This is a genomic window from Paraburkholderia sp. J41 (genome assembly GCF_905220235.1).
GTDB lineage: Bacteria > Pseudomonadota > Gammaproteobacteria > Burkholderiales > Burkholderiaceae > Paraburkholderia.
Window position 1 is genome coordinate 1 of record NZ_CAJMZE010000010.1, and the last position, 26,241, is coordinate 26,241.

Consider the following 26,241-nt stretch of genomic DNA (forward strand, 5'->3'; position numbering starts at 1 on the left):
GAAACGCCGCACCGCTGAAACGCCACGCAGCTAGAACGCCGCGCCGCTAGAACGCCCTACCGCTAGAACGCCCTACCGCTAGAACGCCCCACCGCCAGAACGCGGCACCGCTGGAACGCCCAGCCGCCAGAACGCCACACCGCTAGAACGCTGTATCGCTGGAACGCCACGCTGCTGAAATGCCGCACCGCTGAAACGCCGCACCGCTGGAACGCCACGCCGCTAGAACGCCACGAACGGCGCCTTGCCGCCGCTCGCCGTCTGGTCGATGCCGTAGTAGACGTAACGGCCGTAGAAGAACGGCAACCCGAGGTCGAGGCTCGTGGCCGAGCCGAACTCGCCCGCAAGGTTGTTGGCCGCGTAGTTGTTGCCGTTGCCGAGCAGCGACTGCGCGTTCGCGACGTTAAAGCTGGCCGTGGCGGTCGCGCCGCCGCGCGCGGTGAGCGTGGCGCTCAGGCTTTGCGTCTGCGACGGGCAGTAGAACGAGCCGAGATTGCCGCCGCACTGCGGCAACGCGCTATCGACGAAAAAGAGGCCGTTCGAGCCCGAATCGAGAAACGCCGCCTTGAGCGCCGTGTTGTTGAAGGTGGCGGTGACGTTGCCCCATTGATCGGTGGCGAGCGTTTGCGCGCCCGTCATCGCGTTGTTCGACTGCGTGCCGATGCCGAACACCAGCGTGCCCGTGGCCGACGGCGCGCCGCTGTTCGAGACGGGCGCCATTTGCAGGATCACGCCGTTGTTGTCGGTCGCGAAATGCGGCACGGGGTTGGCCACCTGCTGCGCGATGGCGGCGGGCGTAATGGCGCAGTTCGTGCCGTTCGGGCAGGCGAAGTAGTTGCTGCCGCTCGCCGTGGTACACGACACGCCGCAATCGGTGGGCGCCACGCCCACGCCGAGAATGCCGTTCGCGCCCAGATCCTGCACCGTGTCCTGCGCCGCGCCGATGTTCGCGCACGCCTGCGGCGTGGACGAAGCGGCAAGGTCGCCGATTAGCTGGATCGGAATGTTCGACGCGGTTTCGCCGCCGAGCTTCACGTCGGCGGTGCGCACCGAGCCCCACGTATAGCCGTCGGCAAACGCGGTGCATTCCGCAAGGGTGCCGCCGCCCGCAGCCGCCGTGGCGGGCAGCGCGTTCGCGAACGACGCGGGCAGCGCCGAGGCGAGCAGCCGCAGGCCGAACGAAGCCGTGTCCACCTGCACGTTGTTCACGGTCGTGCAATTGCTCGTGCCCGCCACGCACAAGGTCACGCTCACGGTGGGAATGTTGGGCAACTGGCCGGTCAGCCCGGCGTTCACGGTCACGGGCACCGTGTTCGCGGCGGTCGCGGCGATGGGCTGCTGGCTCGGCCCCGAAGAAGCAGACGGCGACGAAGGCGATCCGCCGCCGTTGTTCGCCGCGGCGTCGTTGCCGCTGCCTCCGCCGCCGCACGCGGCCACGAGGGAGACGGCCGAGACGACCAGCGCGATCGCGGCCGACCGCAGGGAGCGCCACGCGGCGCCGTTCGAAGATGGGGAAATCAGCACGCTCGGCCTCCGCTCGTCATTGGATATCGGCGGCGCTCACGCCGGCCGGCAACGCCTGCGGCAGCCATGCCTGCCCCGAGAAAGCGCCCATGTGGCCGCCCGAATGCACGACGAGCCCCGGCTGTTCGACCGCGCCGGAGCCGCGCACGCGCCCCGCCGCGCGGTTCGCCTTGACGCCGGCCACGTACTGCGGGAAATAGCTGCCGAGCAGCGCGGAAAGATCGGGCGGCTGCGGCCCGTTCCAGGCCACGCCGAACACGGCGCCCGCCGCCGAAAGGTATTCGCGCACGACGGTGCCGTTCGCAAGCGTGGTTTGCTGCACGGAATACGCGTTCGCGACCGCGGGCGCGCTTGCCGAGGCCGCCGAAGCCGCCGCGATCTGCACGGCCTGGCGCGCGACCGCCGCCGCCGAAGCGCTGCCGCCGCCGATCTGCGCGGCCACGGAAGCGGCCGCCGAAGCCGGGCTCAGCCGGCTGACGCTCGCACCGGCGGGCGTCGCCATGGGCGTGCCGCCCAGCCCCGCGAACGCGGGAAACGCCGCCGCGCCCAGCGCGCAGGCCAGCGCGGCACGGCACGCGAACACTCGCGCGGCCGTGGCGGAATACGGGATGAACGGATACGAGGTAAACGGATGCAAGGCGGCCCCTCCTTTTATCGACGGCGCGTTGCGCCACGCGCTTGCGGGACCCCCGCGCAAAAAGCGTGCGGCGGAACGAGGCAGCGAGACGGGCAACGGCGCGGCGGGCATCGTTGCACTGCGGCGGCGCGCGCCACGGCAGTGCAACGAGCGAATGTGCAGTAGTATGCCCGCCCTCGGCGACATCGGGCAGTTGGCCGGATGGCCAGCGCGCGGCACCCGCTAAAACGCACATTCGGCGCACATTCGGCGCACATTCGACGCACGCTCGACACTCCACGCGACGCCCGCATGGAGCGCCGCGCGCCCTCAGAACCCGAGGCTGGCGAGCAGATCGTCGACCTGCGCCTGGTCCTGCATGACGTCGGCCTTGCCTTCGGGATCGATCTGCGGCCCGTTGAGCAGATGCTCGGGGCTGCCGGTGCCGCTGGTTTCCTCGGCGAGCGCCGCCGCCGTCGCCGCGAACTGCTCGCGCCGCTCGGGAGCGATGTTCTCCACCAGCACCGTCAGCAATTGCTGCTCGATCAGGTAGACCACGTCCATGATCTTCTTGATCACCTGGCCCGTCAGGTCCTGGAAATCCTGCGCGAGCATGATTTCGAGCAGATGCTGATTGGTGGCCGTGGTCGCCTGCGGCACGTTGCCGAGGAATGCGCGCGTGTCGTCCATCAGTTGACGCACTTCCTCGCGGCCGATCGGCGCGTCGTACCACGTCGCCCAGCGGCTCGACAGGTCTTTCGCGTCGCGCTCCAGCGTTTCCTGGAGCGGCTTGGCGAGTTCGATCGCCGAAAGCACGCGCTCGGCGGCCTGCTCGGTCATGTTCGCGACGTAGCGCAGGCGGTCGCGCGCGTCGGGCACCGCCTCGGCGGCGCGTTCGACGTGCTTGTCGAGGCCGAGTTCGCGCATCGAGTCGCGCAGGTTGCGCGTGAGCTGGCCGATGCGCGCGAGGATGCGATCCGTCGCAAGCTCGCCCGTTTCGCCCGCCGCCGCCGGCGCGTCGCCGAGCGGCGCGGCGACCTCGCCTTGCGGCGCGCTGTCTTGCGCGCCGTCTTGCGCACTGATGGGCTCGTTCACGTCAGCTCCCCGCTTTCGCCATCTTCTCGAGAATCTTGTTGAGCTTCTCGTCGAGCGTCGCCGCCGTGAACGGCTTGACGACGTAGCCGCTCGCGCCGGCCTGCGCCGCCGCGATGATGTTCTCCTTCTTCGACTCGGCCGTGACCATCAGCACCGGCAGATGCGTGAGATTCGCGTCGGCGCGAATTTCCTTGAGCATCGCGAGGCCGTCGAGATTCGGCATGTTCCAGTCGGAGATCACGAAGTCGTAGCTGCCGCCGCGCAGGCGCGCGAGACCCGCCGCGCCGTCCTCGGCTTCGTCGACGTTCGCGTAGCCCAGCTCCTTGAGCAGGTTGCGGACGATCCGGCGCATCGTCGGAAAGTCGTCAACCACCAGAATCTTCATTCCCTTATCCATCTCGGTTCCATTCCTCCAGGCTCAAACCCGGGCAATTATCCAGACAAGCGCGGCGCCTATCCAGATAAATTAATCGCGAGCGATCGTGCCTGCTTTGGCCGCCAGCACAATCTCTCGATATTGGTCGCTCAAGCAGCTTCGCCGATGAGCGCGCACTCACGTTCCGCGGTCGCCGCCGCCTAGACCCGCTGCACGCGGTCGCCCATCGAGGCGAGTCGCGTCATCACGCGGCGGCTCATGTCGCCCAGCGCGGCCACTTCGTCCGCCGCGCCCAGCGCGATCGCCTCGCGCGGCATGCCGAACACGATGCAGCTCGCCTCGTCCTGCGCGAGCGTGTACGCGCCCGCGCGGCGCATTTCCAGCAGGCCCGCCGCGCCGTCGCGGCCCATGCCCGTCAGAATCACGCCGATGGCGTTCTTGCCCGCGTGCGTGGCCGCCGAGCGGAACAGCACGTCGACCGACGGACGATGCCGGTTTACCGGCGGGTCGTCGGACAGATGCGCGATGTAGTTGGCGCCGCTCCTCGCGAGCAGCAGGTGCGCGTGGCCCGGCGCGATATAGGCGTGGCCGGGCAGCACGCGCTCGCCGTGCTCCGCCTCCTTCACGGTGATGCGGCACAGCCCGTTCAGGCGCTGCGCGAACGATTTCGTGAAACCGGGCGGCATGTGCTGCGCGATCAGCACCGCCGGGGCGTCGGGCGGCAGCGGCTGGAGCACTTCGCGAATCGCTTCGGTGCCGCCGGTGGACGCGCCCACGATGATGAGCTTTTCGGTCGACAGCAGCGGATTGTTCACCATCGGCGCGGGCGCCGAAGCCGTTGCCGCGCCGTGCGCGTGGCCGGTTTGCGCGTGCGTTCCCGCGCCCGCGCCGGCGTGCGCGGCCGGGGCCGCATGGTGCGCGCGCACGCGGGCGCGCGCGGCGGCGCGCACCTTGTCGGCGAGCTTTTCCGAATATTCGAGCATGCCGTCGCGAATGCCGACCTTCGGCTTGGTGACGAAGTCGACGGCGCCCAGCTCCAGCGCGCGCAGCGTGATTTCGTTGCCGCGCTCGGTCAGCGACGACACCATCACGACCGGCATCGGCCGTAGGCGCATCAGCTTTTCCAGGAAGTCGAGGCCGTCCATGCGCGGCATTTCCACGTCGAGCGTGAGCACGTCGGGGTTGTGCTGCTTGATGAGTTCGCGCGCGACGAGCGGGTCCGGCGCCGTGGCGACCACGGTCATGTCGGGCTGGCTGTTGATGATTTCCGTCATCAGACTGCGAATCAGCGCCGAATCGTCGACGCAGAGAACCTTGATTTTTTGCACGGCGTTCACGCCTCCTCTACTGTTCTGGCGCCGTCTTGAGCCGATACTTGACCAGATGCGCGCAGCGCGGACGCCTTCGTGCCGAACAGTTCGATACGGGGGCGCGCGGCCTGCGGCTGCGATTGTGAATTCTTGTTCGATGCGGCGGCCGGCGTCGACGCGACGCCCGCCGGCGCGGCGCCCCGAGCGTTGCCGGCGTTACCGGCGTTGCCGGCGTTGAACAGCTCGACGCGCGCGCGCGCCCGTGCAAGCCGCTCGGCGCGCGCTTCGGCGCTTTGCTCGGCGAGCCGCTGCTCGCGCTCGGCCACGCTGGTGTCCTGCGAAAGACGCAGCTTCTTCACCATCACCTGGCCCGTGCGCGGCAGGAACGCGACCTTGCGCGGATGCGAGCCTTGCAGGTCCTCGGCGACGATGCGGATGTTCTCGGTCGCGAGATAGCGGCGCACGAACGCGGCGTTGCGGTCGCCGATGTTCATCGTCGTCATGCCCGCCAGCACGGCCGCGCCGCCGAACACCTTGGCTTCGAAGCGCTCGCGGCGGCCGCCCGCCTTGATGAGTTCGTTGATGAGCACTTCCATCGCATAGGCGCCGTAGCGCATCGAGTCCGAGGCGGCATGCAGCGCGTGCGAATCCGCGCCGTCGTCGGGCAGCATGAAGTGATTCATGCCGCCGATGCCGGCCGTGCGGTCCTGAATGCACGCGGCCACGCACGAGCCCAGCACGGTCACGAGCACCATGTCCTCGTTGGTCGTGTAGAACTCGTTGGGCAGGAGCTTCACGCCGGGACGCTGGAAGTGCGCGTCGAAATAGCGATTGGTCGCGATCGGCAAACGGGCGCTCATGCCGGCGCTCCGATCGCGTCGCTCGCGCGGCGCACGGCGCCGGCATCCGCCGACGACGCGGGCGCGGGCGTTGCCGGGCGGCCGCGCGCGAGTTCGTAGACGGTTTGCCCGCGCAGACGGAACGCCTGCGTCACGTACGTGAAGTTTTCCGAATGGCCCGCGAACAGCAGGCCGTCCGGCTTCATGAGCGGCTCGAAACGCGCGAGCACCTGCGCCTGCGTGGGCTTGTCGAAGTAGATCATCACGTTGCGGCAGAAGATGGCGTCGAAGGTCGTGCGCAATCCGTAGTCCGCGTCGGTGAGATTGAGCTGCTCGAACTTGATCATCGCGCGCAGCTCGGGGCGCACCTTCACGAGCCCCGCGTGCGCGCCGGTGCCCTTCAGGAAGAAGCGCTTCAGGCGCTCGGGCGTGAGGTGCTTGACCTGATCGAACGAGTACACGCCCGCTTCGGCCTTGGCGAGCACCTGCGTGTCGAGGTCGGTGGCGAGCACGCGCGCCTCGCGTGCCGCGCGCTCGCCGAGCGCTTCGACGAGCGTCATCGCGATCGAATACGGCTCCTCGCCCGTCGAGGCCGCCGAGCACCACACCGAAACCTGCGAGCGGCGCTTCACGAAATCCGCGAGGATCGGAAAGTGATGCGCCTCGCGAAAGAACGCCGTGAGGTTGGTCGTGAGCGCGTTCGTGAACGCTTCCCACTCGTTCGGGTCGTTGCGCTTTTCCAGCTCGTCGAGATAGGCGCGAAAGCTGTCGAGGCCGAGCGCGCGCAGGCGCCGCGCGAGGCGGCTGTACGCCATGTCGCGCTTGTGGTCGGACAGCGAGATGCCCGCGCGGCGATGGATCAGCGCGCGAATGCGCTCGAAGTCCGCCGAGGTGAACTCGAAGTCGCGGTTCGTTTCGCCCATGCCGGGCGCCGCGCCGCGCGCCGGATCGGCGTCGTGACGCGGGGTTCGCAGCGCTTTCATGCCGACGCTCCTTCGCCGCGCCCGCCCGCTCGCAATGCGTGCGGCGCACGGGCGTCCTGCCTCGCCGCCGTCGCCCGGCGGGCGGCGCGCGAACGATCTTGCCGTTGGGTAGCGCTCATGTGCATTGCCTTGCTCTCGTTGCCTTGCGTTGCTCGTCTTTGCCTGGTGTTTCGGGGTGCCGCGCGATATTGCGGGGTGCTGCCTTGCTGCCGTGGGTTTGAACACGCCGATGCCGCCCGTGCCGCGCGTGCGCTTATTTCCGCGCTTATTTCCGCGCCGGTTCGCGCGCTCGCGGCAACGTCACGGCCGCGTCAGAACGTTTCCCAGTCCGAATCGTCCGAAGCCGAAACGGTGCCGATGCTCGGCTCCGCGCGCGCCGGCGCGAGCTTCGCGGCAGGCTTCGGCGCCGCCTTCGCGGCCGCCGTTTCCACCGCCGCCGCTGCCGTCGATGCCGCCTTCACAGGCGCGCCGCGCTTTGCAGCCGAACCCGCCGCCGAACCTGCCGCCGACATCGACGCCGAACTTGCCACGGTACTTGCCATGGAAGTTGCCACGGAACTTGCCGACCCCGCCGCCTTCGTCGCCGCCGACGCCGACGCCGGCGCCGCGGCAGGCGGCGTCTTGCCGCGACCCAGCACGCCGCCCGTGCGCCAGCGGCCCAGCACGTTCTGCAACTGGCGCGTCTGTTCCTCGAGCGAGGCCGCCGCCGCCGCCGCTTGCTCCACGAGCGCCGCATTCTGCTGCGTGACCGTATCCATCTGCGTAACCGCGCGGTTGACCTGCTCGATGCCGCCCGACTGCTCCTCGCTCGCCGCGCTGATCTCGCCCATGATGTCGGTCACGCGGCGCACGGCCTGAAGGATTTCCTCCATCGTCGTGCCCGCGCGTCCCACCAGTTCCGAGCCGCTTTGCACCTTGTCGGCCGAATTGTTGATGAGTTCCTTGATCTCCTTCGCCGCGCTCGCGCTGCGCTGCGCGAGGCTGCGCACCTCGCCCGCGACCACCGCGAAGCCGCGCCCCTGCTCGCCCGCGCGCGCCGCTTCCACGGCGGCGTTCAACGCGAGAATGTTGGTCTGGAACGCAATGCCCTCGATCACGCTGATGATGTCGACGACCTTCGCCGAACTCGCCGCGATGTCCTGCATCGTATGCACCACCTGGCCCACGACTTCGCCGCCGCGCGTCGCGATATCGGACGCGTTCACGGCAAGCTGGCTCGCCTGGCGCGCGTTTTCGGCGTTCTGGCGCACGGTGCCCGTCAACTGCTCCATGCTCGACGCCGTCTCTTGCAGCGAAGCGGCCTGCTGCTCGGTGCGCTGCGAGAGGTCGGTGTTGCCCATGGCGATCTCGCGCGCGCCCACGTCGATGGAACCCGCGCCCGTATGCACGGCGGCCACGAGCGTGACGAGGCTTTCCTGCATCTGCTTGATGCCGGCGAACAGGCGGCCGATCTCGTTCTTGCTGTAGACCTCCACCGGCTGCGAGAGATCGCCCTGGGCGATGCGCTCGAAGCACGTGACGGCGTCGGCGAGCGGCTGCACGATCAGGCCGCGCAGCGCGAAGCGGATCGCCACGAGCAGCATGAGTGCGATCACGAGCGCCGCGCCGATCAGCACGCGCATGGTGGCGATCTGCGAGCGCGCGCTCGCTTCGCGCGCCTGCGCGCCGTCCTGAAGCTGCTGCGCGAGGGGCGCGGCCACGCTGTCGTAATCGACGAACAACGGGCTGATCCTGGTGTCGGCGACCGCGTGATACGCCGTTTGATCGTTGGCGCGCAGCGCCGCGAATTCGGGCTGCACGCCGTCCTGCAACAAGGTGGCGCGCTTGCCCGCGAGCGCGTCGAGCGTGGCCGCGTCGATGCCGCTCTTTTGCGCGGACTGGAAAGCCTTCCACGCGTCGTTCGACTTGCCGAGCAGTTCGTCGGCGCGATCGAGCGCCTTCTTCGCCTCGTCGGCGCTGCCCGCGGCCGCGAGCGCGCTTGCGCGTTCGAGCGAGACCCGCGAGCGCAGCAGGTACGACGACGCGTCGTTGAGCGTATGCATCGCGACCAGGTCGCCGCGCGCGATGGCGCCGAGCGAATCGCTCGCATTGCCGAGCGCGATTTGCCCGAGCGCGCCGACCACCATGGTCAGCGCCACCAGAATGACCCCGACGACGCTCAGCGTCGTGCGGATCGACCACTTTTGCAGCATCTCAGTGCTCCTGTCCTGTGCGAATGAGCGAGGCGGCGCGGCGCGGTTTTCGCCGATCGCGTTCGCGATCTCCGCGCGCCGGGGTTCTGGCAAGCCAAGGCGGTTGCGCCGCTCTTTTTACCGGCGGCTTTCCGCTCTTCCTCGCGCTGGCCTTTCGGCCCCCCGATAATCTACCGACCTGCGTCAGACCAACGCGTCGATCAGAGCCATTTCCCGGCTCGTCATCAGCTTTTCGATATCCATCAGGATCAGCATGCGGCCGTCCACGGTGCCGAGACCCGTGAGGTACTCGGTCGTGAGCGTCGCGCCGAATTCCGGCGCGGGCATGATCTGGTCCGTCTGGAGCGTGAGCACGTCCGAGACGCCGTCCACCACCATGCCCACGACGCGATGCGCGACGTTGAGAATGATCACGACGGTCTGGTGGTCGTATTCGACGCGGCCCAGATGAAACTTGATGCGCATGTCGACGATCGGCACGATGATGCCGCGCAGATTGATCACGCCCTTGATGAATTCGGGCGCGTTCGCGATGCGCGTCACGCTGTCGTAGCCGCGGATTTCCTGCACCTTGAGAATGTCGATGCCGTACTCTTCCTTGCCGAGCGTGAAGACGAGGAATTCCTGACCGCCTGCGTCGGCCTGCTGCGCGTCGCGGCGTTGCGCGCCGGCAAGCGCGCCCTGCGCGCCGCCGCCTTGAATCGAATGGACTTCTGCCACGTTAGCCCCTGAACGGTTGGGAAATGTTGAGTTGAGTGCGTGCGGTTTTCATGCCGGTCACGCGAATTCGGCGAACGCGCTTGCATTCGCGCTCGCGCTCGCGCCTACACCGTGCGCGTTGCGCGACTCGCGGTTGAGCGCGGCCACGTCCACGATCAGCGCGACGCTGCCGTCGCCGAGGATGGTCGCCGCCGAAATGCCGTGTACCTTGCGATAGTTCGTTTCGAGGTTTTTCACCACCACCTGCTGCTGGCCCACGAGTTCGTCGATCAGCATGGCGAAGCGGCGCCCCTCGGTTTCCATGATCGTGACGATGCCCTGCGTCGGGTCCGTGCGCGCGCCTTCCACGTTGAACACCTGATGCAGCGCGACGAGCGGCAGGTATTCGCCGCGCACGCGCACCACGCGGTCGCCGTTGGTGACCGTGTAGATGTCTTCGTGACGCGGTTGCAGCGACTCCATCACGAAGTTCAGCGGCAGGATGAAGATCTCGCTGCCCACCTTCACCGACATGCCGTCGAGAATCGCCAGCGTGAGCGGCAGCACGATGCGCGTCGTGGTGCCCTTGCCCGCGTGCGAGGTGATCTCCACGTGGCCGCCCATCGCCTGGATGTTGCGCTTGACCACGTCCATGCCCACGCCGCGGCCGGACACGTCCGTGACCTGCTCGGCGGTCGAGAAGCCCGGCATGAAGATGAGGTTCCACACTTCGTCGTCGCTCATCGACTCGCTGACCTGCATGCCCTGCTTCATCGCCTTCGCGAGAATCTTGTCGCGGCGCAGGCCGGCGCCGTCGTCGCTCACCTCGATCACGATGTTGCCGCCGTGATGCGCGGCGGAAAGCACGAGCTGGCCCGTGCCGTCCTTGCCCGCGGCGCGGCGCGCTTCCACGGTTTCGATGCCGTGGTCGAGCGAGTTGCGCACGAGGTGCGTGAGCGGGTCGATGATGCGCTCGATGAGGCTCTTGTCGAGTTCGGTCGCCTGACCGAAGGTGACAAGCTCGACTTCCTTCCCGAGCTTCGCCGCCAGATCGCGCACGAGACGCGGGAAGCGGCTGAAAACGTAATCCATCGGCATCATGCGGATCGACATCACCGCTTCCTGGAGATCGCGCGCGTTGCGCTCGAGCTGCGCCATGCCGTTGAAGAGGCGATCGTGCAGCGCCGGATCGAACGTGCTGGACGTTTCCGCGAGCATCGCCTGCGTGATGACGAGTTCGCCCACCAGGTTGATGAGCTGGTCGACCTTCTCCACGCCCACGCGAATCGAGCTGCCTTCCGCCGACGTGGCGGCGGCGGCCGGACGCGCCTTGCGTTCGTGGTCGTTGTGCGCGGCGGCGGCCGGGCTCGCAGCGCTCGCCGGCGCGGCCGCTTGCGGCGGCGGCGCGGGCATGGCCGGCGCGGGTGCGGCGGCCACGGGCGCGGCAACGGCCACGGCGGCGGCGGGCGCGGCCATGGGCGCGGCGGGCTCCGGCGCGAGCGCGGCGGCGGCCGGCTGCGCGTCGCCTTGCGGGGCGGCGCCGCGGCCGATCGAAATCTGGCTTTCGTCGATCACGAAGCAGCAGACGGCGATGATGTCGTCGGACGGCACGTCGGTTTCGAGCCACATCGTCAGGTCGTCGCCGGTCTTGACCTGACCGATGATGCGGCCGAGATTGCCCAGTTCTTCGACGAGCAGTTCCTGATCCTTGGCATCGACGGCGCGCAGCGTGATGCGCAGATGGGGGCCTTCGGCCGCCGCGCCGCCAGCCGCGGCCGGCGCTTCGGCGCCGCCGCTCGCGGCCTCGATCGCTTCGTTCACGACGTGCTCGGGCGCGCCGCCCGTTGCCGGTGCGGGCGCGGGCGCGGCGCCGAGCGTGCTATACGCCTCGAACGCGGCTTCGAGGTCTTCCTCGGAGTCGGGGCCTGCGGACGCGGGCGGCGCGGCGAAAGCCGGCTCGGCAACCGGCGCCGCCGCAACCGGAGCGGCGGGGGCGGCCGAAGCGGCTTCGGGCGCGGGCATGCCGAGGCTTTCCGCGTACAGGCGCTCGAGCTTGCCGCGCACGGCGGCCGCCGCTTGCGCGTCGGGTTCGGCGCTGGCGCGATACGCCGCAAGCTGATCCGACAGCACGTCCTTGGTTTCGAGGAACGTGTCGATCATGTCCTTGCGCAGCACCAGCTCGTTGTTGCGAGCGCGATCGAGCAGCGATTCGAGAATGTGCGTGGTTTCGGTGAGCGCCGTGAAGCCGAACGTGGCCGCGCCGCCCTTGATCGAGTGGGCCGCGCGGAAGATCGCCGCCAGATCCTCGGGATCGGGACGGCCGACGTCCAGGTTCAGGAGAAGCTGCTCCATCTGCGCGAGCAGCTCGTCCGCCTCGTCGAAGAACGTCTGATAGAACTGAGTGATGTCGAGAGTCATTGCTCTTTCACCGCGATAAATACCGGTTTGCTGTTCGGGAACGACGCGCCGCGCCTCATGGGTTGGCCTCGCCGAGCGCGCTCGCCAGATCGACGAGCAGTTCGGGGTCGACCGGCTTTTCGATCCAGCCGGTCGCGCCTGCGTCGCGCACGGCTGCCTTGAAGCCTTCGTCCGACTCCGTGGTCAGCACGAGAATGGGCGTTTCGAGGTACGAAGGATTCGCCCGCAACTGCTTGATGAGGTCGAGTCCGCCCATGCGCGGCATGTACAGGTCCGTGAGCACGAGGTCGAAGCGCTGGGCGAGCGCATGCTCCAGCCCTTCGTCGCCGTCGCACGCCACCGTCACGTCGTAGCCTGCCGAGCCGAGCGCCGCACGCAGGATCTCCCGCATGGACACCGAATCGTCGATCGCCAGAATGTGTCTGATCATCCGTTCCTCGTTGTCATTGCGCCGATGCCGCCGGCTTCGGCCCGAACGGCGCGATCTCCTGCGCCGCCCCGCCGCTGGGCGCCGCGCCCAGCTTCGGCGCGATCTCCACGGCCGCCGGCGACGCCTTGCCCGGAATCAGGTCGGGCGCGAGCGGGGGCAGGTTCTTGCCCGAGCCCGCCGCGTCGTCGGAAAGCGTGGTGGTGGTCGAGTCGTCGTGCATCATCGCGTCCTCGGACTTCTTGTTGAGCACGATGATGCTGATGCGGCGGTTCTCCGGGTCGAGCGGATCGGCCTTGTTCAGATTCTGCGTGGACGCAAGCCCGAGCACGCGCAACACCTTCGCTTCGTCCATGCCGCCCGCGACCAGCTCGCGGCGCGAGGCGTTCGCGCGGTCGGCGGAAAGCTCCCAGTTGCTGTAGCCCTTCTCGCCGCCCGCGTACGGCACGGCGTCGGTGTGGCCCTGCACCACGATGCGGTTGGGCACGTCGTTGAGCGTCTTGCCGATCGCACGGAGAATGTCGCGCATGTACGGCTCCACCACGTCGCGCGCGGTCGCGAACATCGGGCGCTTCTGCGAGTCGACGATCTCGATGCGCAAGCCCTGCAACGTCGAGTCGATGCGAATCTGCTGCTTGAACTGGCGCAGCGTGGGGTTCGCCTCGATGGCGGCCATCAGCTTCACCTGAAGATCGTGCAGGCGCACCTGCTCCTTGCGTTCGAGCGAGCCTTGCAACTGCTTGTTGGCGTCGTCGTCGTCGTGCGTCGAAGTCTGGCGCTCCGAGCGCTCGTTCTGGCCGTTGCTGCGGCGCGTGATGCCTTGATCCTGCGACGAGATATCGCGTCCGCCGCCCCTCACGATGCTGGAGTCTTCCGCGCTGCGGTCGCCGCCCCAGAGCGTGATCTTGAGCGGCTGGTTGAAGTAGTCGGCAATGCCGCGCAACTGCGCCGTCGACGCCGACGACAGCAGCCACATCAGCAGGAAGAACGCCATCATCGCGGTCATGAAGTCCGCGTAGGCGAGCTTCCATGCGCCGCCGTGGTGGCCGCCCTTCTTCGGTGCGGCGCGCTTGACGACGATCGCGCGGTCCTTGTTGTTGCTCATCGTGCCGTCCTTACTTCGCCTTCACGCGGCGCACGTGCTCTTCAAGCTCGGTGAACGAGGGGCGCTCGGTCGAAAACAGCACCTTGCGGCCGAACTCCACGGCAATCGCGGGCGCGTAGCCGTTCAGGCTCGCGAGGATCGTCACCTTGATGCACTGGAACATCTTGGTCGACTCGGTCACGCGCTGCTCGGCGAGCGAGGCGAGCGGGCCGATCAGGCCATACGAAAGCAGAATGCCGAGGAAGGTGCCGACGAGCGCCTGCGCGATCATCTCGCCGAGCACCGCGGGCGGCTTGTCGGCGGACGCCATGGTGTGAACCACGCCCATCACGGCCGCCACGATGCCGAACGCGGGCATGGCGTCGCCGACCTTCGAAAGCGCGTGCGCGGGCGCTTCGCCTTCGGAGTGGTGCGTTTCGATTTCCTCGTCCATGAGGCTTTCGATCTCGAAGGCGTTCATGTTGCCGCCCACCATCAGGCGCAGATAGTCGGTGAGAAATTCGACGATGTGATGGTCGGCCAGGATCTTCGGGTATTGCGTGAAGATCGGGCTTTTCGACGGATCGTCGATATCGGCTTCGAGCGTGAGCGTGCCTTCCTTGCGCGCCTTCGCGAGCAGGACGTAGAGCAGCGCGAGCAGCTCCATGTACACGTCCTTGCTGTACTTCGAGCCCTTGAACAGCGCCGGCAGCACGCGCAGCGTGGCCTTGATCGTCTTCATGCCGTTGCCGAGGATGAATGCGCCGAGGCCCGCCCCGGCGATCATCAGCACTTCGACCGGCTGCAAGAGCGCGGCAAGGTGGCCGCCCTCCATGGCATAGCCGCCGAAGACGCACGCGATCGTCACGAGAGTTCCAACGATAATCAGCACAGACGGGTCCTCACTGGAAAAAATGCGCCGCGAACCGCCGTCGGCCCGCGCCCTTAGCTGGGTTTACGGCATCGCCGCGAAAAACTTTGAGCGTGTGCGCCGAGCGCGGCGGGCGGGGTTTGCCCGTAGGGGTTGCCGTGAAGAGGGAAATTGGGGATGGAGCGAGCGGACGGCGCGGCGAGCGCGACGACGGCGCGCGGCGTGCCCCGGCGAGAGCGGGCGCGGCAACAGCGCGTGACGCGACGCGGGCCGGAGCGCGCGGCGCTCCTGTGGCGTTCGCGGCTCTCGCGGTGCTCGTGCGGCAATGCGCCGCCTTCGCGCGCCGCGCCGCATCTTCCCGGCATCGCTGCTCCTATTTCGCTATACCTTCGGCGCTTCTTTGCCGCTTCTTTGCCGCTTCATTGCCGCCTTCGTTGCTGCTTTATTACCGCTTCATTGCCGCATCCCGACCTCGCTTCGCCGCGCCCGGCAACGCATGGCGGGGCACTCAGGCCACGGCGTGCGCCGCCTGAACCGCCAGCGCCGCGCGTCGCGTGCGGCCCGCGCGCGACGGCGGCTGGCAGAGCCCGCAGACATACGCATGCCGCGGATCGTGCGCGTGCGCGACGAAATGGCCGCGGCAGCGCGTACACGGCGTCATCTGCAACAGGTTCGAGCCGAAATAGCGCACGAGCGTCCACGCGCGCGTGAGCGAGAGCGCGGCCGGTTCGTCCTGAATCCGGCACTGTTCCAGATAAAGGCGGTAACTCTTCGCGATCGCCTGCACCGGCTCGCAGCGCGCCTCGCGCCGCATGAAGAGAAACGTGTTGTAGAACAGCGAAGCGTGGACGTTGGGCTGCCACATCATGAACCAGTCGGTCGAAAACGGCAGCATGCCCTTGGGCGGCGACTCGCCCCTCACTTCCTTGTAGAGCCGCACGAGCCGCTCGCGGGAGAGCGAGGTTTCCGCCTCCAGCAATTGCAGGCGCGCGCCCAGTTCGATCAGCTCGATCGCGAGCGCGATCTCCTTGACCTCCTGCACCACACTTTTGGTCGCCATGGATCGTCGACGGATTCCCGATGAAAGTGCGACGAATCGCGAAACGCGATGAACGGGCCGCGCGGCGCATGGCAGCTTGGCGCGCGCGACGCCGTGCGCGAGCGCGGGACCGCGCGATGCCTGAGCGATGCCGCGACAGCGCCGATGTGCGCGCGCCGGCGCTTTTGCGCCGGTTTTGCGCCGGTTTTACGCCGGTTTGCGCCGAATTTCGCGCCGAACCCGGGCCGCCTCGCCGCACTGCGCGAAGGGTGCCCGCTTCGTGCGTTCAGCCGATCTGCTCGACGTCCTGGCTCGCCATGAGAATCGCCGAGTGCGTCTGCACGGACTTGCCCTTGTCGGCGAGCGCGCTGAGGATCGCGTGATCGTCGAAGCGGAAGCGGCAGAGCAACTGGTTCGATGCGGCCAGACGCACCGTCTGCGCGAACGAAAGGTTCGCGATCACTTCGGCGATCTGCTCGGAGATGCCCATGCGGAACATGCCCGTCGGCTTGTCCTCGCGCAACAGACGTTGCGCGAGCAACAGATACGACAGGTTCACTTCCTTGATCTCACTGAGCATGTCGCTGTGTATCTTCGCGCTCATGGATTCCCCCGAATCTGAAACTACGTGGCTGGTCAGGCCGCTTGCGGAAAACGTTTGCTCGCTCGATCGCGGCCCAAGGGCAGCCGAACGGCTCGGTTATGGTCGTGATGCCATTTTGGACGGGGCGCGAACAATTGAAAATTGGCGGGACGCCGCGACGCGTTGCGAGAAAAACTTTCGCATGCGTGTAGGAATTTTTCTGACAAGAACGCGGGAAGGGAGGCGGGAGGGGCGATGCGCGATGTCGAGCGCATACGAACAATCGTCTGTAGATTATAGGCTTTTTATAAATTGCGACATTGCGCCGCACACACGCAAGCCGCCGGGATGCGACCCGGGCACGCTGTTTGCGAATGCCGCGCGCACCCTGCGTCACGGTTTGCAATGGCCGCTTACCGTCGCTGTATCCCGCTGTAACAACATTAAGCGTTTGAAAAACCGCTCCGTCTGGCGCGATGAAGTCGCCATAATCGGTCTCAGGGATTACCCGAAACCGCTGAAAACCGCCGTATCCGCCGCAGTCGCCGCGCCATGCCGCTCATGTCGTCGCAATCCAGCGGCCTTTGCCAAGGAGATCATTCCATGCGAATCGCACAAATTGCGCCCCTCTATGAAGCCGTCCCGCCGAAGCTCTACGGCGGCACCGAGCGCGTCGTGTCCTATCTGACCGAGGCGCTGGTCGAGCAAGGCCACGAGGTGACGCTGTTCGCCAGCGGCGATTCGGTCACCTCGGCGAAGCTCGAAGCGGCGTGGCCGCGCGCGCTGCGGCTCGACCCGACCGTGCGCGACGCGCTCGCGCCGCACATCGTGCTGCTCGAGCGCGTGCGCCAGATGGCGCACCAGTTCGACGTGCTGCATTTTCACCTCGACTATCTGCCGTTCCCGCTGTTCTCGCAGATGGACACGCCGTTCGTCACCACGCTGCACGGCCGTCTCGACTTGCCCGAGTTGCAGCCGGTGTTCGAGACCTTCCAGGACGCGCCCGTCATCTCGATTTCCGATTCGCAGCGCCAGCCGCTGCCGCAGGCCGCGTGGCAGAACACCATCTACCACGGTCTGCCGAAGGATCTGCTCACGCCGCAAACGGGCAAGAAGCCCGAATATCTGGCGTTTCTCGGCCGCATCTGCCCGGAAAAGCGCGTGGACACGGCCATTCGCATCGCCGCGCTCTCGGGCCTGCCGCTGAAGATTGCCGCGAAGGTCGACAAGGTCGACCAGGAATATTTCAAGACCGAAATCGAGCCGCTGCTTTCGCAGGCCAACGTGGAGTTCATCGGCGAAATCAACGAGGCCCAGAAGCCCGAATTTCTCTCGGGCGCCAAGGCGCTGCTGTTCCCGATCGACTGGTCGGAGCCGTTCGGCCTCGTGATGATCGAGTCGATGGCGTGCGGCACGCCGGTGATCGCGTTCAACCGCGGCTCGGTGCCGGAAGTGATCGACCCCGGCGTGACGGGCTTTATCTGCGAGGACGCGCAGGGTGCCGTGGCGGCGCTCCAGAACATCGACACACTTTCGCGCGAAGCGATTCGTGCCCAGTTCGAGCGCCGTTTCACGTCGCACATCATGGCGCAGAATTATGTGGACACTTATACGGCGCTCATCGAAGCGGCGCAGCGCCCGGTTTTGCGCCGCGTGGCCGCCGGTTGACCGGCCGCGGCTCGCTCCGATCGGCTTCGCTCGGCTTCGATTGACTTCGTTCCGCCGCGATTCGCTGTAATTCGTTCCGATTGGCGTTCCGGGCGTGCTGCGCCCGGAAATTTGCGCATGACTTTCGAGATAAATGCTGAAGAACGGGCGAATTACGGCGGCCGGTAGCCACGTGAATCGTTTGCGTCGCCCGAAAAAAGCGAATTAGCCGCTTTCGCGCGAAAGGCAAAAAAAGCCGCATGCTACATGCGGCTTTTTTACTGGATAACCGCCAACGCCCGAATGGACGGATTGCGGCCCGGCGCGACTTCAACCAATCAGGTAGCGCTCGCGGTTCTTGCCCGCGATCCATTTCGGCGGCTTGCCGCGCCCGCTCCATGTCGCACCCGTTTTCGGGTCCTGATAGCGCGGCGGCAGCGGCGCCTTCTTCGGCGGGCGGCCACGGCGCGCGGCTTCGGCAAAACCGAGATCCTGCGCGGAAAGGCCGTATTCGGCGATTTTTTCCTTGATCATGGCGATCACGTCGGAAATTTCCGTGCGCCGCGCCTCCTCGGCCTGCGCCTGGAGCCGTGCGATCTGCGCTTTGAGTTCTGAATATTGCGACATTGCTTTCTCCCCTCTCCCATCTTCATGAAACGCGGTTGGATCGGAGATTAGACGTAATTAACGGAATTCGCAATTGCTATTAATACCGTTTTATCAAATCATTTCTTAATTAACGATGGAAACCGCACCGTCGAATTCGACTTACATCCATCGCAATAATGCGGTCTATTACGCCGGAATTGACAATCCTTGACAGCGCTTCAAATCGCGACTGCCTAGAATCAGTCATTTCCGGTGCCCGTGCTTACGCGGCGCCTTCAAATTTGACTTTCGAGGTGTCTGCAATGCACTTATCCAAACGACTCGCCGCCGAACTCGTCGGCACTTTCTGGCTCGTGCTAGGCGGCTGCGGAAGCGCCGTGCTCGCGGCGAATTTCGCGGGCCCGGTTCACGGTCTCGGCATCGGCTTCGTGGGCGTTTCGTTCGCGTTCGGCCTGACCGTGCTGACCATGGCCTATGCGATCGGCCATATTTCGGGCTGCCATCTGAACCCGGCGGTGAGCGTCGGCCTGACGGTGGCGGGCCGCTTTCCGGCGCGCGACCTCGTGCCGTACATCGTCGCGCAGGTCGTGGGCGCCGTGATCGGCGCGTTCGTGCTCTCGCAGATCGCGACGGGCAAGCCGGGCTTCGATCTCGTCGCGAGCGGCTTCGCGACCAACGGCTACGGCGAGCAGTCGCCGGGCCACTACACGATGGGCGCGGCCTTCGTCTGCGAGGTCGTCATGACCGCGTTCTTCCTGTTCGTGATCCTCGGCGCCACCGACAAGCGCGCGCCCGCCGGTTTCGCGCCCATCGCGATCGGCCTGTGCCTCACGCTCATTCACCTGATCTCGATTCCGGTCACCAACACGTCGGTCAACCCGGCGCGCTCGACCGGCCCGGCGCTGTTCGTGGGCGGCGAAGCCATCTCGCAACTGTGGCTGTTCTGGGTCGCGCCGATCGTCGGCGCCGTGATCGCCGGCATCGTGTACCCGGCGGTGGCGGGGCGCCGCGAAGCCGTCGCGGCCGTGACGGTGCGCGAAACGGCCTAAGCGCCTGATTTCGCATCGGCAGGAAACTACGGGCGCTTCGGCGCCCGTTGTGTTTTCTGGCGAGCTTTACGGTAATGCGGCGCGCCGCTTTTTCGATTCGTTGCGCAATGGCGCGTGGTTCAACGCTGTGCTTGGGTTTTGCGCTTGGGTTTTGCGCTTGGGTTTTGCGCTTGGGTTCTGTGCCCGGGTCCTGTGCTTGAGTCCCATGCTCGAACGCCGCGCTTTAATTGCGCACTTCACTCCCGCGTTCGAATTCCGCCACTGAACGCCGTGGCTCAAACCGGGATTCAACGCGGCGCTTGATGGCATGCCCATGCGGACAAGGGGGCGGCCGGCGCGCTGCTAGAATCGATCGATTCGCCGCCCGGTCCCGCCGCCAGTCAGCCCGTCGATACACACCGCCATGCACCCACGCCTCATGCCCGTCTCCCTTGCCCGCCCGGCCGCGAAAGTGGCCGCATGCATGAGTGCGCTCGTGTGCCTCGGAGCGCCGCTCGCGCACGCCGCGGATTCCACCGATGCCAATGCTGCCGCGCTCGCCGCGCAGACGTCGCGCGACACGGAAACGCTCGTTTTCGTGAGACACGGCGAAAAGCCGCCCGAAGGACTCGGCCAGCTTAATTGCAAGGGACTCAACCGCGCGCTCGCGCTGCCGGCCGTGATCGCGGCGAAGTACGGCAAGCCCGCGGCGATCTACGCGCCCGACCCCGGCGAGCGGAAAAAAGACAACGGCCATTCGTACTATTACGTGCGACCGCTCGCGACCGTCGAGCCGACTGCCATCCAGTTCGGCATGCCGATCGAAACGCCCTACGGACACTCGCAGATCGACGCGCTGGAAGGCACGCTCGTCGACAGGAAATGGCGCGGACGCACGGTGCTGATCGCGTGGGAACATCGCGAAATCGAGGCGTTCGTGCGGCGCATCGTTGCCGCGCACGGCGGCACTGCGAGCGACGTGCCGCGCTGGGAAAGCGCGGACTTCGACAGCGTGTACGTGGTGCGCGTCGACTGGAGCGGCAACACGCCCGTCATGCGGTTCGCGCACGAGCACGAAGGACTCGACGGACGCGCCGACGATTGCCCTTGCGCCCAATTGCCCGCCGCGCAGTGAGGCGGCGTGCGCTGTGTTCCAAGTTGTCCTCTCAGTTGCCCCAATCAATTACGCTCCGGTTGCCCTATCAATCACGCTCCCGGTTGCGTATGAGCGCGCACCCGAATTGGCGCTTTGAGCCGCACGCCCAGCTTCGCACTGATTGGCACTGATTGGCACTGATTGGCGCTCGCCCCGCGCCTGAATCACGTCGATCGCAGCCAATCGCCGCTGACCGACGGACGCAGCTTCGTTCAGGAAGCGAGTTCGTCCTTCAGCGAAAACAGCTTGCGCAGATGATGCGCGACACCCGCCTCGAAGTTATTGCCGATGCGCGGCACCGTGGGCAGCCGTTTGATGAGATCGGGATTTGCGTTGTTCATCATGAACGGATGACCCGCCGTTTCGAGCAGATCGATGTCGTTCATGTTGTCGCCGAATGCGATGCAGCCCGACGCGTCCAGGCCGAGCCGGTCGAGCACGACGCGCAGCGCGCGGCCTTTCGACACGCCGGCCACCATCACTTCGAGACAATCGGGCAGCGAGTAGGTGACATAGAGCGCGTCGCCGAATTCGCGTGCGAGATTCCGAGCGACGTGCGCGAGGTCGGCAGGGTCGCCGATGTAAAGCGCCTTCGCGATGCCGGCGCCTGCGTGGTCGCGCAACGTCGTGACGCGGTACTCGAAGCCGGAATCCTGGTGGTAAGCAAGCAGTTCGGGCGCGTGGCGGTCGATAAGCCAGGCGTCGTCGGTGTAGATGCTCACGATCACGCGGCCGTGCTCGCCCACGGTTTGCGGCGAGACGAGACGCTCGACCACGGGCGCGGGCAGGTTGCTCGCGTGGATCTGCGTGTCGTCGGGTGCATGCACGCGCGCGCCGTTCGCCGTGATCAGATACGGGCGAATGCCGAGCACGTTGCGGATGCCGGCCACGTCGCAATAATGGCGGCCGGTGGCAATGACGAACGGCAGCCCTTGGGCTTCGAGCGCGCCCAGCGTGGCGACGGTGAACGGGTCGACCTGATGGTCGCTGTTGAGCAGCGTTCCGTCGAGATCGGTTGCAATGACCTTGTACATGGCACTATCGAGCGGCTAACGAGAAACCAGCCATCCTAGCATTGACGGGCAAGCACCGCCCTTGACGCACCTCGCGCGCCGCGTCGAACGCGAGCCGCGCCGCGAGCCTGAACCGCACCGAAACTACGCGCCCGCGACTTGCCAGCGACGCGCAACCGCGCGGCTTTCAAGCAAGCGGCTTCGCCCTGCCGCGCTCAACCGAGCCGCTTTAGCCCGGCGACTTTCAACCGGGCGACTTTCAACCGGGCGACGATCAACCCGGCGACGATCGACCGGCGACGACCGGCGACGATCAACCGGCGACGATCAACCGGCGACTTTCAACCGGGTGAGTTTCAACCGGGCGACGATCGACCGGGCGACGATCGACCGGGTGACGATCAACCCGCCGCGAGCCGCGCCGCTTCCTGCTGCGCAAGCCGCAACGCGCCGCTCGTGGAATCCGCAAGCGGTGCGCGCAGGCGCTCGCGCTGCGCCGGCGGAATCCACTCGCGCAAGGGCTGGCCAAGTCCGCCCGCGAGAGCGACCGGCAGCGCCGCCTGCGGGTCGAGCGCCACGATGAATTTGCCGATGGCTTCGCCCGCCTCGCCAAGCAGCTTCGCGACGAACGGATGCCCGCGATGCGCGAGCACCACCGGCGCGAGACTCGCGTAAGCCGTTTGATTGGCCGCGCATTGCCAGACGATGAGACTTTCGCGGTCGGTCGCGCCGACGTGGGCAAGCAGCGCCTGCGCGAACGCGTCCATCGCCACGCGCCCGTCGAGCGCCTGCTGCGCCCAGACGATCGCACGCAGGCCAAACCACGCGCCGCTCGCTTCGTCGCCGGACGGAAAGCCGAAGCCGCCTGCAATGCGGCACTCGCCGCTCTCGGACAGCGCCGCCGCGATGCTGCCGGTGCCCAGCGCGACCACCACGCCCGGCGCGCCGCCGTGCGCGCCCAGCAGCGACGTGTAGACGTCGCTTTCCACGGCCAGCGCCGCGACGCCCGGTGCGGCCGCGAGAAACGGCCCGAGCCAGGCGGGGTTGTTCACGCCCGCGAGCCCGCAGCCGAGTATGCATTGCGACCAGTCGAACGGCACGCCCGCCTCGGCGAAAACCGCACGGCACCCCGCCTCGATCGATTGCCACGCGCGCTCGATGCCGAGCCCGAGCCCCGACGGGCCCGCCGTGGCGCGAGCCAGTTCGACGCCGTGGATGTCGCCGAGCGCGACGCGCGTGCCGGTGCCGCCGCCGTCCACGCCAACCAGCCAGGAATAGTTCTGCATGATGTTTGCCGCGCCTCGCGCGAAAAAGAGATGTCGAAAATCGTGTCGTGCCGCAGAGACTAACGGCTTGACCTCAATCGCACAATTAGCCGGATGGCCAGGGTGTTCTCGCGATCGCGATCCGTTATTCTTGCGGGGCCGCAATGGCGGCTCGCAAGGAGAATTCATCGTGACACACCGCTGTAACTGGGCGACGACCGAAGCGCTCGCGCATTACCACGATACCGAGTGGGGCGTCCCCTCGCGCGACGACCAGCACCTCTTCGAAATGCTCGTGCTCGAAGGGGCGCAGGCCGGCCTTTCGTGGTCGACAATCCTCAACAAGCGCGAAGGCTACCGGCGTGCATTCGCGGGTTTCGACGTCGCCAAGGTCGCGCGCTTCACGCCCAAACGCGTCGAAACGCTAATGGAAGACGCGTCCATCGTGCGCAATCGAGCGAAGATCGAATCGGCCATCCTCAACGCGCGCGCGGTTCAGCAGATTCAGGCCGAGCACGGCTCGCTCGCCAACTTCGTCTGGTCGTTCGTGAACGACACGCCGCTCCAGAACGACCTGGCTTCGTACCGCGACGCGCCCGCCTCGACGGAAGTCTCGGACGCGCTCAGCAAGGCGCTCAAGAAGTACGGGTGCAAGTTCGTCGGCACGACCATCTGCTACGCGTTCATGCAAGCCGTGGGCATGGTCAACGACCACGAGCGCGACTGCATGTGCCGCGCGGCGTGCGTCGCTCGCGCCACGGGGCACGGCAAGAAGCCGGGCAAAAAGCAGCCGGCGTGATGATAGGCGCGGCGGATTTCGTCAGCGTAAAAACGGCGGCAATTAGGCGATTGCTGCGTTTGGGCAACACCTCGCCGGCTCGGCGCCCGAAGTTGGGGAAAATCCCGAGCCGTCGTCTCGGTCGGTCGAAAACTCAAGCGCATCAAAGGGTTGCGCGACGCTCCGCGCACCGCTCGACCGCGCACGAAGCCGGTTTTCGATTCGCCATCGTGCGCAGCGCCACGTTTTTCTTTCGGCGCGCCGTTATAACGAAAGTGGATGCAGCGCGTCAGGGGACAGGTTCAGATGTCGGCCGGGAGGCCGGCGGCGCCGCATTCGAGGCGAATTAACCGCTGTGCCCGCCATCGGGGGACAGGGGGCTGAAATGAAAAACGTCCACTTCCTGACGCATCAGGAAATCTTCGACCGCGCCGTGGCGCATCTCGGCGGCCAAGGGCGCGCGTCGCTGCTTCCACGCGGCGGCGGCGCCTATCGGGGCGGCGGCTGCGGCGTCAACAGCCACGGCAACTACGGCGGCTGCCCGGTCGGCAGCCTGATCCGCCCACGAGACTATGTGAGCGCGATGGAGGGCATTCCCGTGCGCTTCGTCGGCCGCGAGGCCAGCGAGGTGCCGCTCTATATGGATGTCGGCGTGGCCGCGCTGAAGAAGGCGCTCTTGCGCGCGCACGTCAACATTTACGATCCAACCACGGTGAGCCTGCTTAGTTGCCTTCAGAACGTACACGACGTGTTCGGCGTGTGGGAATGGCGGGAGCGGCTTTGCTCGATCGCGGCGCAATTCGGACTATCGCCCGGGCACATCAGGGACGCGGCTTAGCGCGCCGGGCGGCTGCGTAAAAGCCGCCGCAAACTCCAACCCAGACGCAGACGTCAAACGCAATCGCCAATCGCCAAACGCAAACGGCGGCGCAGCTTCTTGCGAAGCATGCGCCGCCGTCTGGCGGATTTCTGAAAAAACTCTTAGTGGAGCTTCTTCGGCAGCATCTGGCTGCGCAGGCGCTTGTGCAGGCGCTTAACAGCAGCGGCCTTCTTGCGCTTGCGAACGGCCGTCGGCTTTTCGTAGGACTGGCGCTCACGCAGTTCGGCGATCAGGCCGTTCTTTTCGATTGCGCGGCGGAAGCGGCGGATTGCCACTTCGAACGGCTCGTTTTCTTTCAGAAGAATCGTCGTCATGTATTACCTGGTTCAATTTGCGTTTCAATGGCGCGAGCGTGGAATCGCTCACGCACCGGCCCTCCGGTCGTTCGCCGCGTGGGGGCGTAACGAGAGGCAAGGCGGCCACGGAGGCCGGAAAAGAGAATAGGGGGTTCACAGCGGAACGCGGCCAGGCTCACCTTGCAGCAAAACGCGCCTGACCGCCGGTTTGCGGCCGCCAACAGTAACGAACACGGCAACAAAACAGGCAAAGATCTCAATTCACTCTCAATGATATCAGGAAAGATTCCGCCTGACCAGGCTTTGTTGATGCACTTCAATGACTTGCACGAAGCGCCGCACACGTTCCCCAATGCGCGCCGCCCGTCCCGCGTCTCCTTCCCCCTTTCGTCCCGCATTTCGTCCCGCATTTCGTCAAGTCATCCGTCCGGCGATCAGAAATCGCGCAAAGCCGCGCCTGGCGGCATTCGGCGCCCGGCGCGGCCTGAGCGGCGCATCAGGCGCTGGCGTCGTTGAGCGCCTGAATATCGGCGGGATCGAGCTTCAGGCGCACGGCCGCCGCGAGGCTTTCGAGCTGATCGAGCGAAGTTGCGCTCGCGATCGGCGCCGTGATGCTCGGACGCGCGATCAGCCACGCGAGCGCCACCGCCGCGAGCGTGCTGCCGTGGCGCTCCGCCACGAAATCGAGCGCCGCCAGAATGCGGATGCCGCGATGGTCGAGATACTTTTCCACGCGCGAGCCGCGCGCGCTCTTGCTCAAGTCCTCGCGCGAACGGTACTTGCCCGACAAGAAGCCGCTCGCGAGGCTGTAATAGGGCACGACCGCGAGCTTCTGTGCGAGCGCCACGGGCTCGATGTCGGCTTCGTAGTGCGCGCGGTCGTACAGGTTGTATTCAGGCTGAACGATCTGATACGCGGGCAGGCCGGATTGCTTCGCCACGGCCAGCGCCTCCTCGATGCGCGCGCCGGTATAGTTCGACGCGCCGATCACGCGTACCTTGCCCGCCTCGATGAGCCGCTGGTACGCGCCCAGCGTTTCCTCCAGCGGCACGCTCTGGTCGTCCTCGTGCGAGAAGTAGACGTCGATGTAATCGGTTTGCAGGCGGCGCAGCGAATCCTCCACGGCGGCGGCGATGTTCGCGGCCGACAGCCCGCGCCGGCGCGCGTCCTTCGCGACCTTGGTCGCGATCACCACCTTGTCGCGCTTGCCGCTTTTCGCGAGCCATTTGCCGATGATCGTCTCCGACTCGCCGCCCTGGTTGCCGGGCACCCACGCCGAATAAACGTCGGCGGTGTCGATGAAATCGAGGCCGGCGTCGGTGAAGGCGTCGAGGATCGAGAACGAGGTGGCTTCGTCGGCCGTCCAGCCGAAAACGTTTCCGCCGAACATGAGCGGGGCGACCTGCAAGGCGGAAGTGCCGATCCTGCGTTGTTCCATGATGACTCCGTGAAATGGGCGAAATCGTCCGCGATGGTCCGCGATCTCCGCGCAATCTCCGCAAGATCGCCGCGA

At 66.6% G+C, this 26,241-nt stretch carries 25 protein-coding genes; 5 read left to right on the forward strand and 20 right to left on the reverse strand.

Annotation, left to right across the window (positions count from 1 at the left end; genetic code table 11):
• Window positions 1-222 precede the first annotated feature (222 nt).
• The 15 genes from U5805_RS12450 to flhD form a co-directional block, all read right to left on the reverse strand.
• On the reverse strand, window positions 223-1,518 hold the full coding sequence (locus U5805_RS12450; protein WP_415914589.1) for a DUF3443 domain-containing protein: 1,296 nt from the start codon (window positions 1,516-1,518) through the stop codon (window positions 223-225).
• A 22-nt stretch (window positions 1,519-1,540) separates the two neighbouring features.
• Window positions 1,541-2,161 (reverse strand): DUF2844 domain-containing protein, encoded by a 621-nt coding sequence (locus U5805_RS12455; RefSeq protein ID WP_415914583.1) that lies wholly within the window; start codon window positions 2,159-2,161, stop codon window positions 1,541-1,543.
• Window positions 2,162-2,470: 309 nt separating this feature from the next.
• A complete protein-coding gene (cheZ, locus tag U5805_RS12460) occupies window positions 2,471-3,235 on the reverse strand; it encodes a protein phosphatase CheZ (RefSeq protein ID WP_322103785.1) in 765 nt (254 codons plus the stop codon).
• Window position 3,236: 1 nt separating this feature from the next.
• Window positions 3,237-3,632, reverse strand: a complete 396-nt coding sequence (gene cheY, locus U5805_RS12465; protein WP_230509555.1) for a chemotaxis response regulator CheY — start codon at window positions 3,630-3,632, stop codon at window positions 3,237-3,239.
• A 179-nt stretch (window positions 3,633-3,811) separates the two neighbouring features.
• Window positions 3,812-4,948 carry a chemotaxis response regulator protein-glutamate methylesterase gene (locus tag U5805_RS12470; RefSeq protein WP_322103786.1) on the reverse strand — a complete coding sequence of 379 codons (1,137 nt, stop codon included), beginning with the start codon at window positions 4,946-4,948 and terminating at the stop codon, window positions 3,812-3,814.
• Window positions 4,945-5,781 (reverse strand): chemoreceptor glutamine deamidase CheD, encoded by an 837-nt coding sequence (gene cheD / locus U5805_RS12475; protein ID WP_322103787.1) that lies wholly within the window; start codon window positions 5,779-5,781, stop codon window positions 4,945-4,947. The genes U5805_RS12470 and cheD overlap by 4 nt, the downstream gene beginning before the upstream one ends.
• The gene (locus U5805_RS12480; RefSeq protein ID WP_415914584.1) at window positions 5,778-6,743 is read right to left on the reverse strand and encodes a CheR family methyltransferase; all 966 of its coding nucleotides are present in this window, start codon (window positions 6,741-6,743) and stop codon (window positions 5,778-5,780) included. The genes cheD and U5805_RS12480 overlap by 4 nt, the downstream gene beginning before the upstream one ends.
• A gap of 311 nt (window positions 6,744-7,054) precedes the next feature.
• The gene (locus U5805_RS12485) at window positions 7,055-8,935 is read right to left on the reverse strand and encodes a methyl-accepting chemotaxis protein (RefSeq protein WP_322103788.1); all 1,881 of its coding nucleotides are present in this window, start codon (window positions 8,933-8,935) and stop codon (window positions 7,055-7,057) included.
• Window positions 8,936-9,118: 183 nt separating this feature from the next.
• Entirely contained in the window at window positions 9,119-9,655 is a 537-nt protein-coding gene (gene cheW / locus U5805_RS12490; RefSeq protein ID WP_322103789.1) for a chemotaxis protein CheW, read from the reverse strand.
• 57 nt (window positions 9,656-9,712) lie between these two features.
• Entirely contained in the window at window positions 9,713-12,052 is a 2,340-nt protein-coding gene (cheA, locus tag U5805_RS12495) for a chemotaxis protein CheA (protein ID WP_322103790.1), read from the reverse strand.
• A 55-nt stretch (window positions 12,053-12,107) separates the two neighbouring features.
• The gene (locus U5805_RS12500; RefSeq protein WP_322103791.1) at window positions 12,108-12,482 is read right to left on the reverse strand and encodes a response regulator; all 375 of its coding nucleotides are present in this window, start codon (window positions 12,480-12,482) and stop codon (window positions 12,108-12,110) included.
• A 13-nt stretch (window positions 12,483-12,495) separates the two neighbouring features.
• The gene (motB, locus tag U5805_RS12505) at window positions 12,496-13,584 is read right to left on the reverse strand and encodes a flagellar motor protein MotB (protein ID WP_322103792.1); all 1,089 of its coding nucleotides are present in this window, start codon (window positions 13,582-13,584) and stop codon (window positions 12,496-12,498) included.
• 10 nt (window positions 13,585-13,594) lie between these two features.
• Entirely contained in the window at window positions 13,595-14,455 is an 861-nt protein-coding gene (motA, locus tag U5805_RS12510) for a flagellar motor stator protein MotA (protein WP_322103793.1), read from the reverse strand.
• A gap of 487 nt (window positions 14,456-14,942) precedes the next feature.
• A complete protein-coding gene (flhC, locus tag U5805_RS12515; protein ID WP_322103794.1) occupies window positions 14,943-15,494 on the reverse strand; it encodes a flagellar transcriptional regulator FlhC in 552 nt (183 codons plus the stop codon).
• Window positions 15,495-15,759: 265 nt separating this feature from the next.
• Window positions 15,760-16,077: a flagellar transcriptional regulator FlhD gene (flhD, locus tag U5805_RS12520; RefSeq protein ID WP_322103795.1), complete on the reverse strand. Its 318-nt coding sequence runs from the start codon at window positions 16,075-16,077 to the stop codon at window positions 15,760-15,762.
• A gap of 582 nt (window positions 16,078-16,659) precedes the next feature.
• Between flhD and U5805_RS12525 the strand changes: the two genes are divergently transcribed.
• Entirely contained in the window at window positions 16,660-17,724 is a 1,065-nt protein-coding gene (locus tag U5805_RS12525; protein WP_322103796.1) for a glycosyltransferase family 4 protein, read from the forward strand.
• Between the two features lie 309 nt (window positions 17,725-18,033).
• Here U5805_RS12525 and U5805_RS12530 read toward each other — a convergent pair whose 3' ends face one another.
• Window positions 18,034-18,330: an H-NS histone family protein gene (locus U5805_RS12530; RefSeq protein ID WP_322103797.1), complete on the reverse strand. Its 297-nt coding sequence runs from the start codon at window positions 18,328-18,330 to the stop codon at window positions 18,034-18,036.
• Window positions 18,331-18,614: 284 nt separating this feature from the next.
• Between U5805_RS12530 and aqpZ the strand changes: the two genes are divergently transcribed.
• Both aqpZ and U5805_RS12540 read left to right on the forward strand, forming a co-directional pair.
• Window positions 18,615-19,361, forward strand: a complete 747-nt coding sequence (aqpZ, locus tag U5805_RS12535) for an aquaporin Z (RefSeq protein WP_322103798.1) — start codon at window positions 18,615-18,617, stop codon at window positions 19,359-19,361.
• Between the two features lie 418 nt (window positions 19,362-19,779).
• Window positions 19,780-20,475: a histidine phosphatase family protein gene (locus U5805_RS12540; RefSeq protein ID WP_322103799.1), complete on the forward strand. Its 696-nt coding sequence runs from the start codon at window positions 19,780-19,782 to the stop codon at window positions 20,473-20,475.
• Between the two features lie 233 nt (window positions 20,476-20,708).
• Here U5805_RS12540 and U5805_RS12545 read toward each other — a convergent pair whose 3' ends face one another.
• Window positions 20,709-21,530 carry a Cof-type HAD-IIB family hydrolase gene (locus tag U5805_RS12545; RefSeq protein WP_322103800.1) on the reverse strand — a complete coding sequence of 274 codons (822 nt, stop codon included), beginning with the start codon at window positions 21,528-21,530 and terminating at the stop codon, window positions 20,709-20,711.
• 380 nt (window positions 21,531-21,910) lie between these two features.
• Entirely contained in the window at window positions 21,911-22,795 is an 885-nt protein-coding gene (locus tag U5805_RS12550) for a BadF/BadG/BcrA/BcrD ATPase family protein (RefSeq protein ID WP_322103801.1), read from the reverse strand.
• Window positions 22,796-22,964: 169 nt separating this feature from the next.
• Here U5805_RS12550 and U5805_RS12555 point away from each other — a divergent pair, with 169 nt between their 5' ends.
• Window positions 22,965-23,573, forward strand: coding sequence for a DNA-3-methyladenine glycosylase I (locus tag U5805_RS12555; protein WP_322103802.1), 609 nt, complete (start codon window positions 22,965-22,967; stop codon window positions 23,571-23,573).
• 364 nt (window positions 23,574-23,937) lie between these two features.
• Window positions 23,938-24,390, forward strand: a complete 453-nt coding sequence (locus tag U5805_RS12560; protein ID WP_322103803.1) for a hypothetical protein — start codon at window positions 23,938-23,940, stop codon at window positions 24,388-24,390.
• Between the two features lie 143 nt (window positions 24,391-24,533).
• On the opposite strand, the gene rpsU is transcribed toward U5805_RS12560, so the two are convergent.
• Together rpsU and U5805_RS12570 are read right to left on the reverse strand one after the other, a co-directional pair.
• Window positions 24,534-24,746, reverse strand: coding sequence for a 30S ribosomal protein S21 (rpsU, locus tag U5805_RS12565; RefSeq protein ID WP_006401410.1), 213 nt, complete (start codon window positions 24,744-24,746; stop codon window positions 24,534-24,536).
• A gap of 478 nt (window positions 24,747-25,224) precedes the next feature.
• Window positions 25,225-26,166 (reverse strand): aldo/keto reductase, encoded by a 942-nt coding sequence (locus U5805_RS12570; RefSeq protein WP_322103804.1) that lies wholly within the window; start codon window positions 26,164-26,166, stop codon window positions 25,225-25,227.
• Window positions 26,167-26,241: the final 75 nt, after the last annotated feature.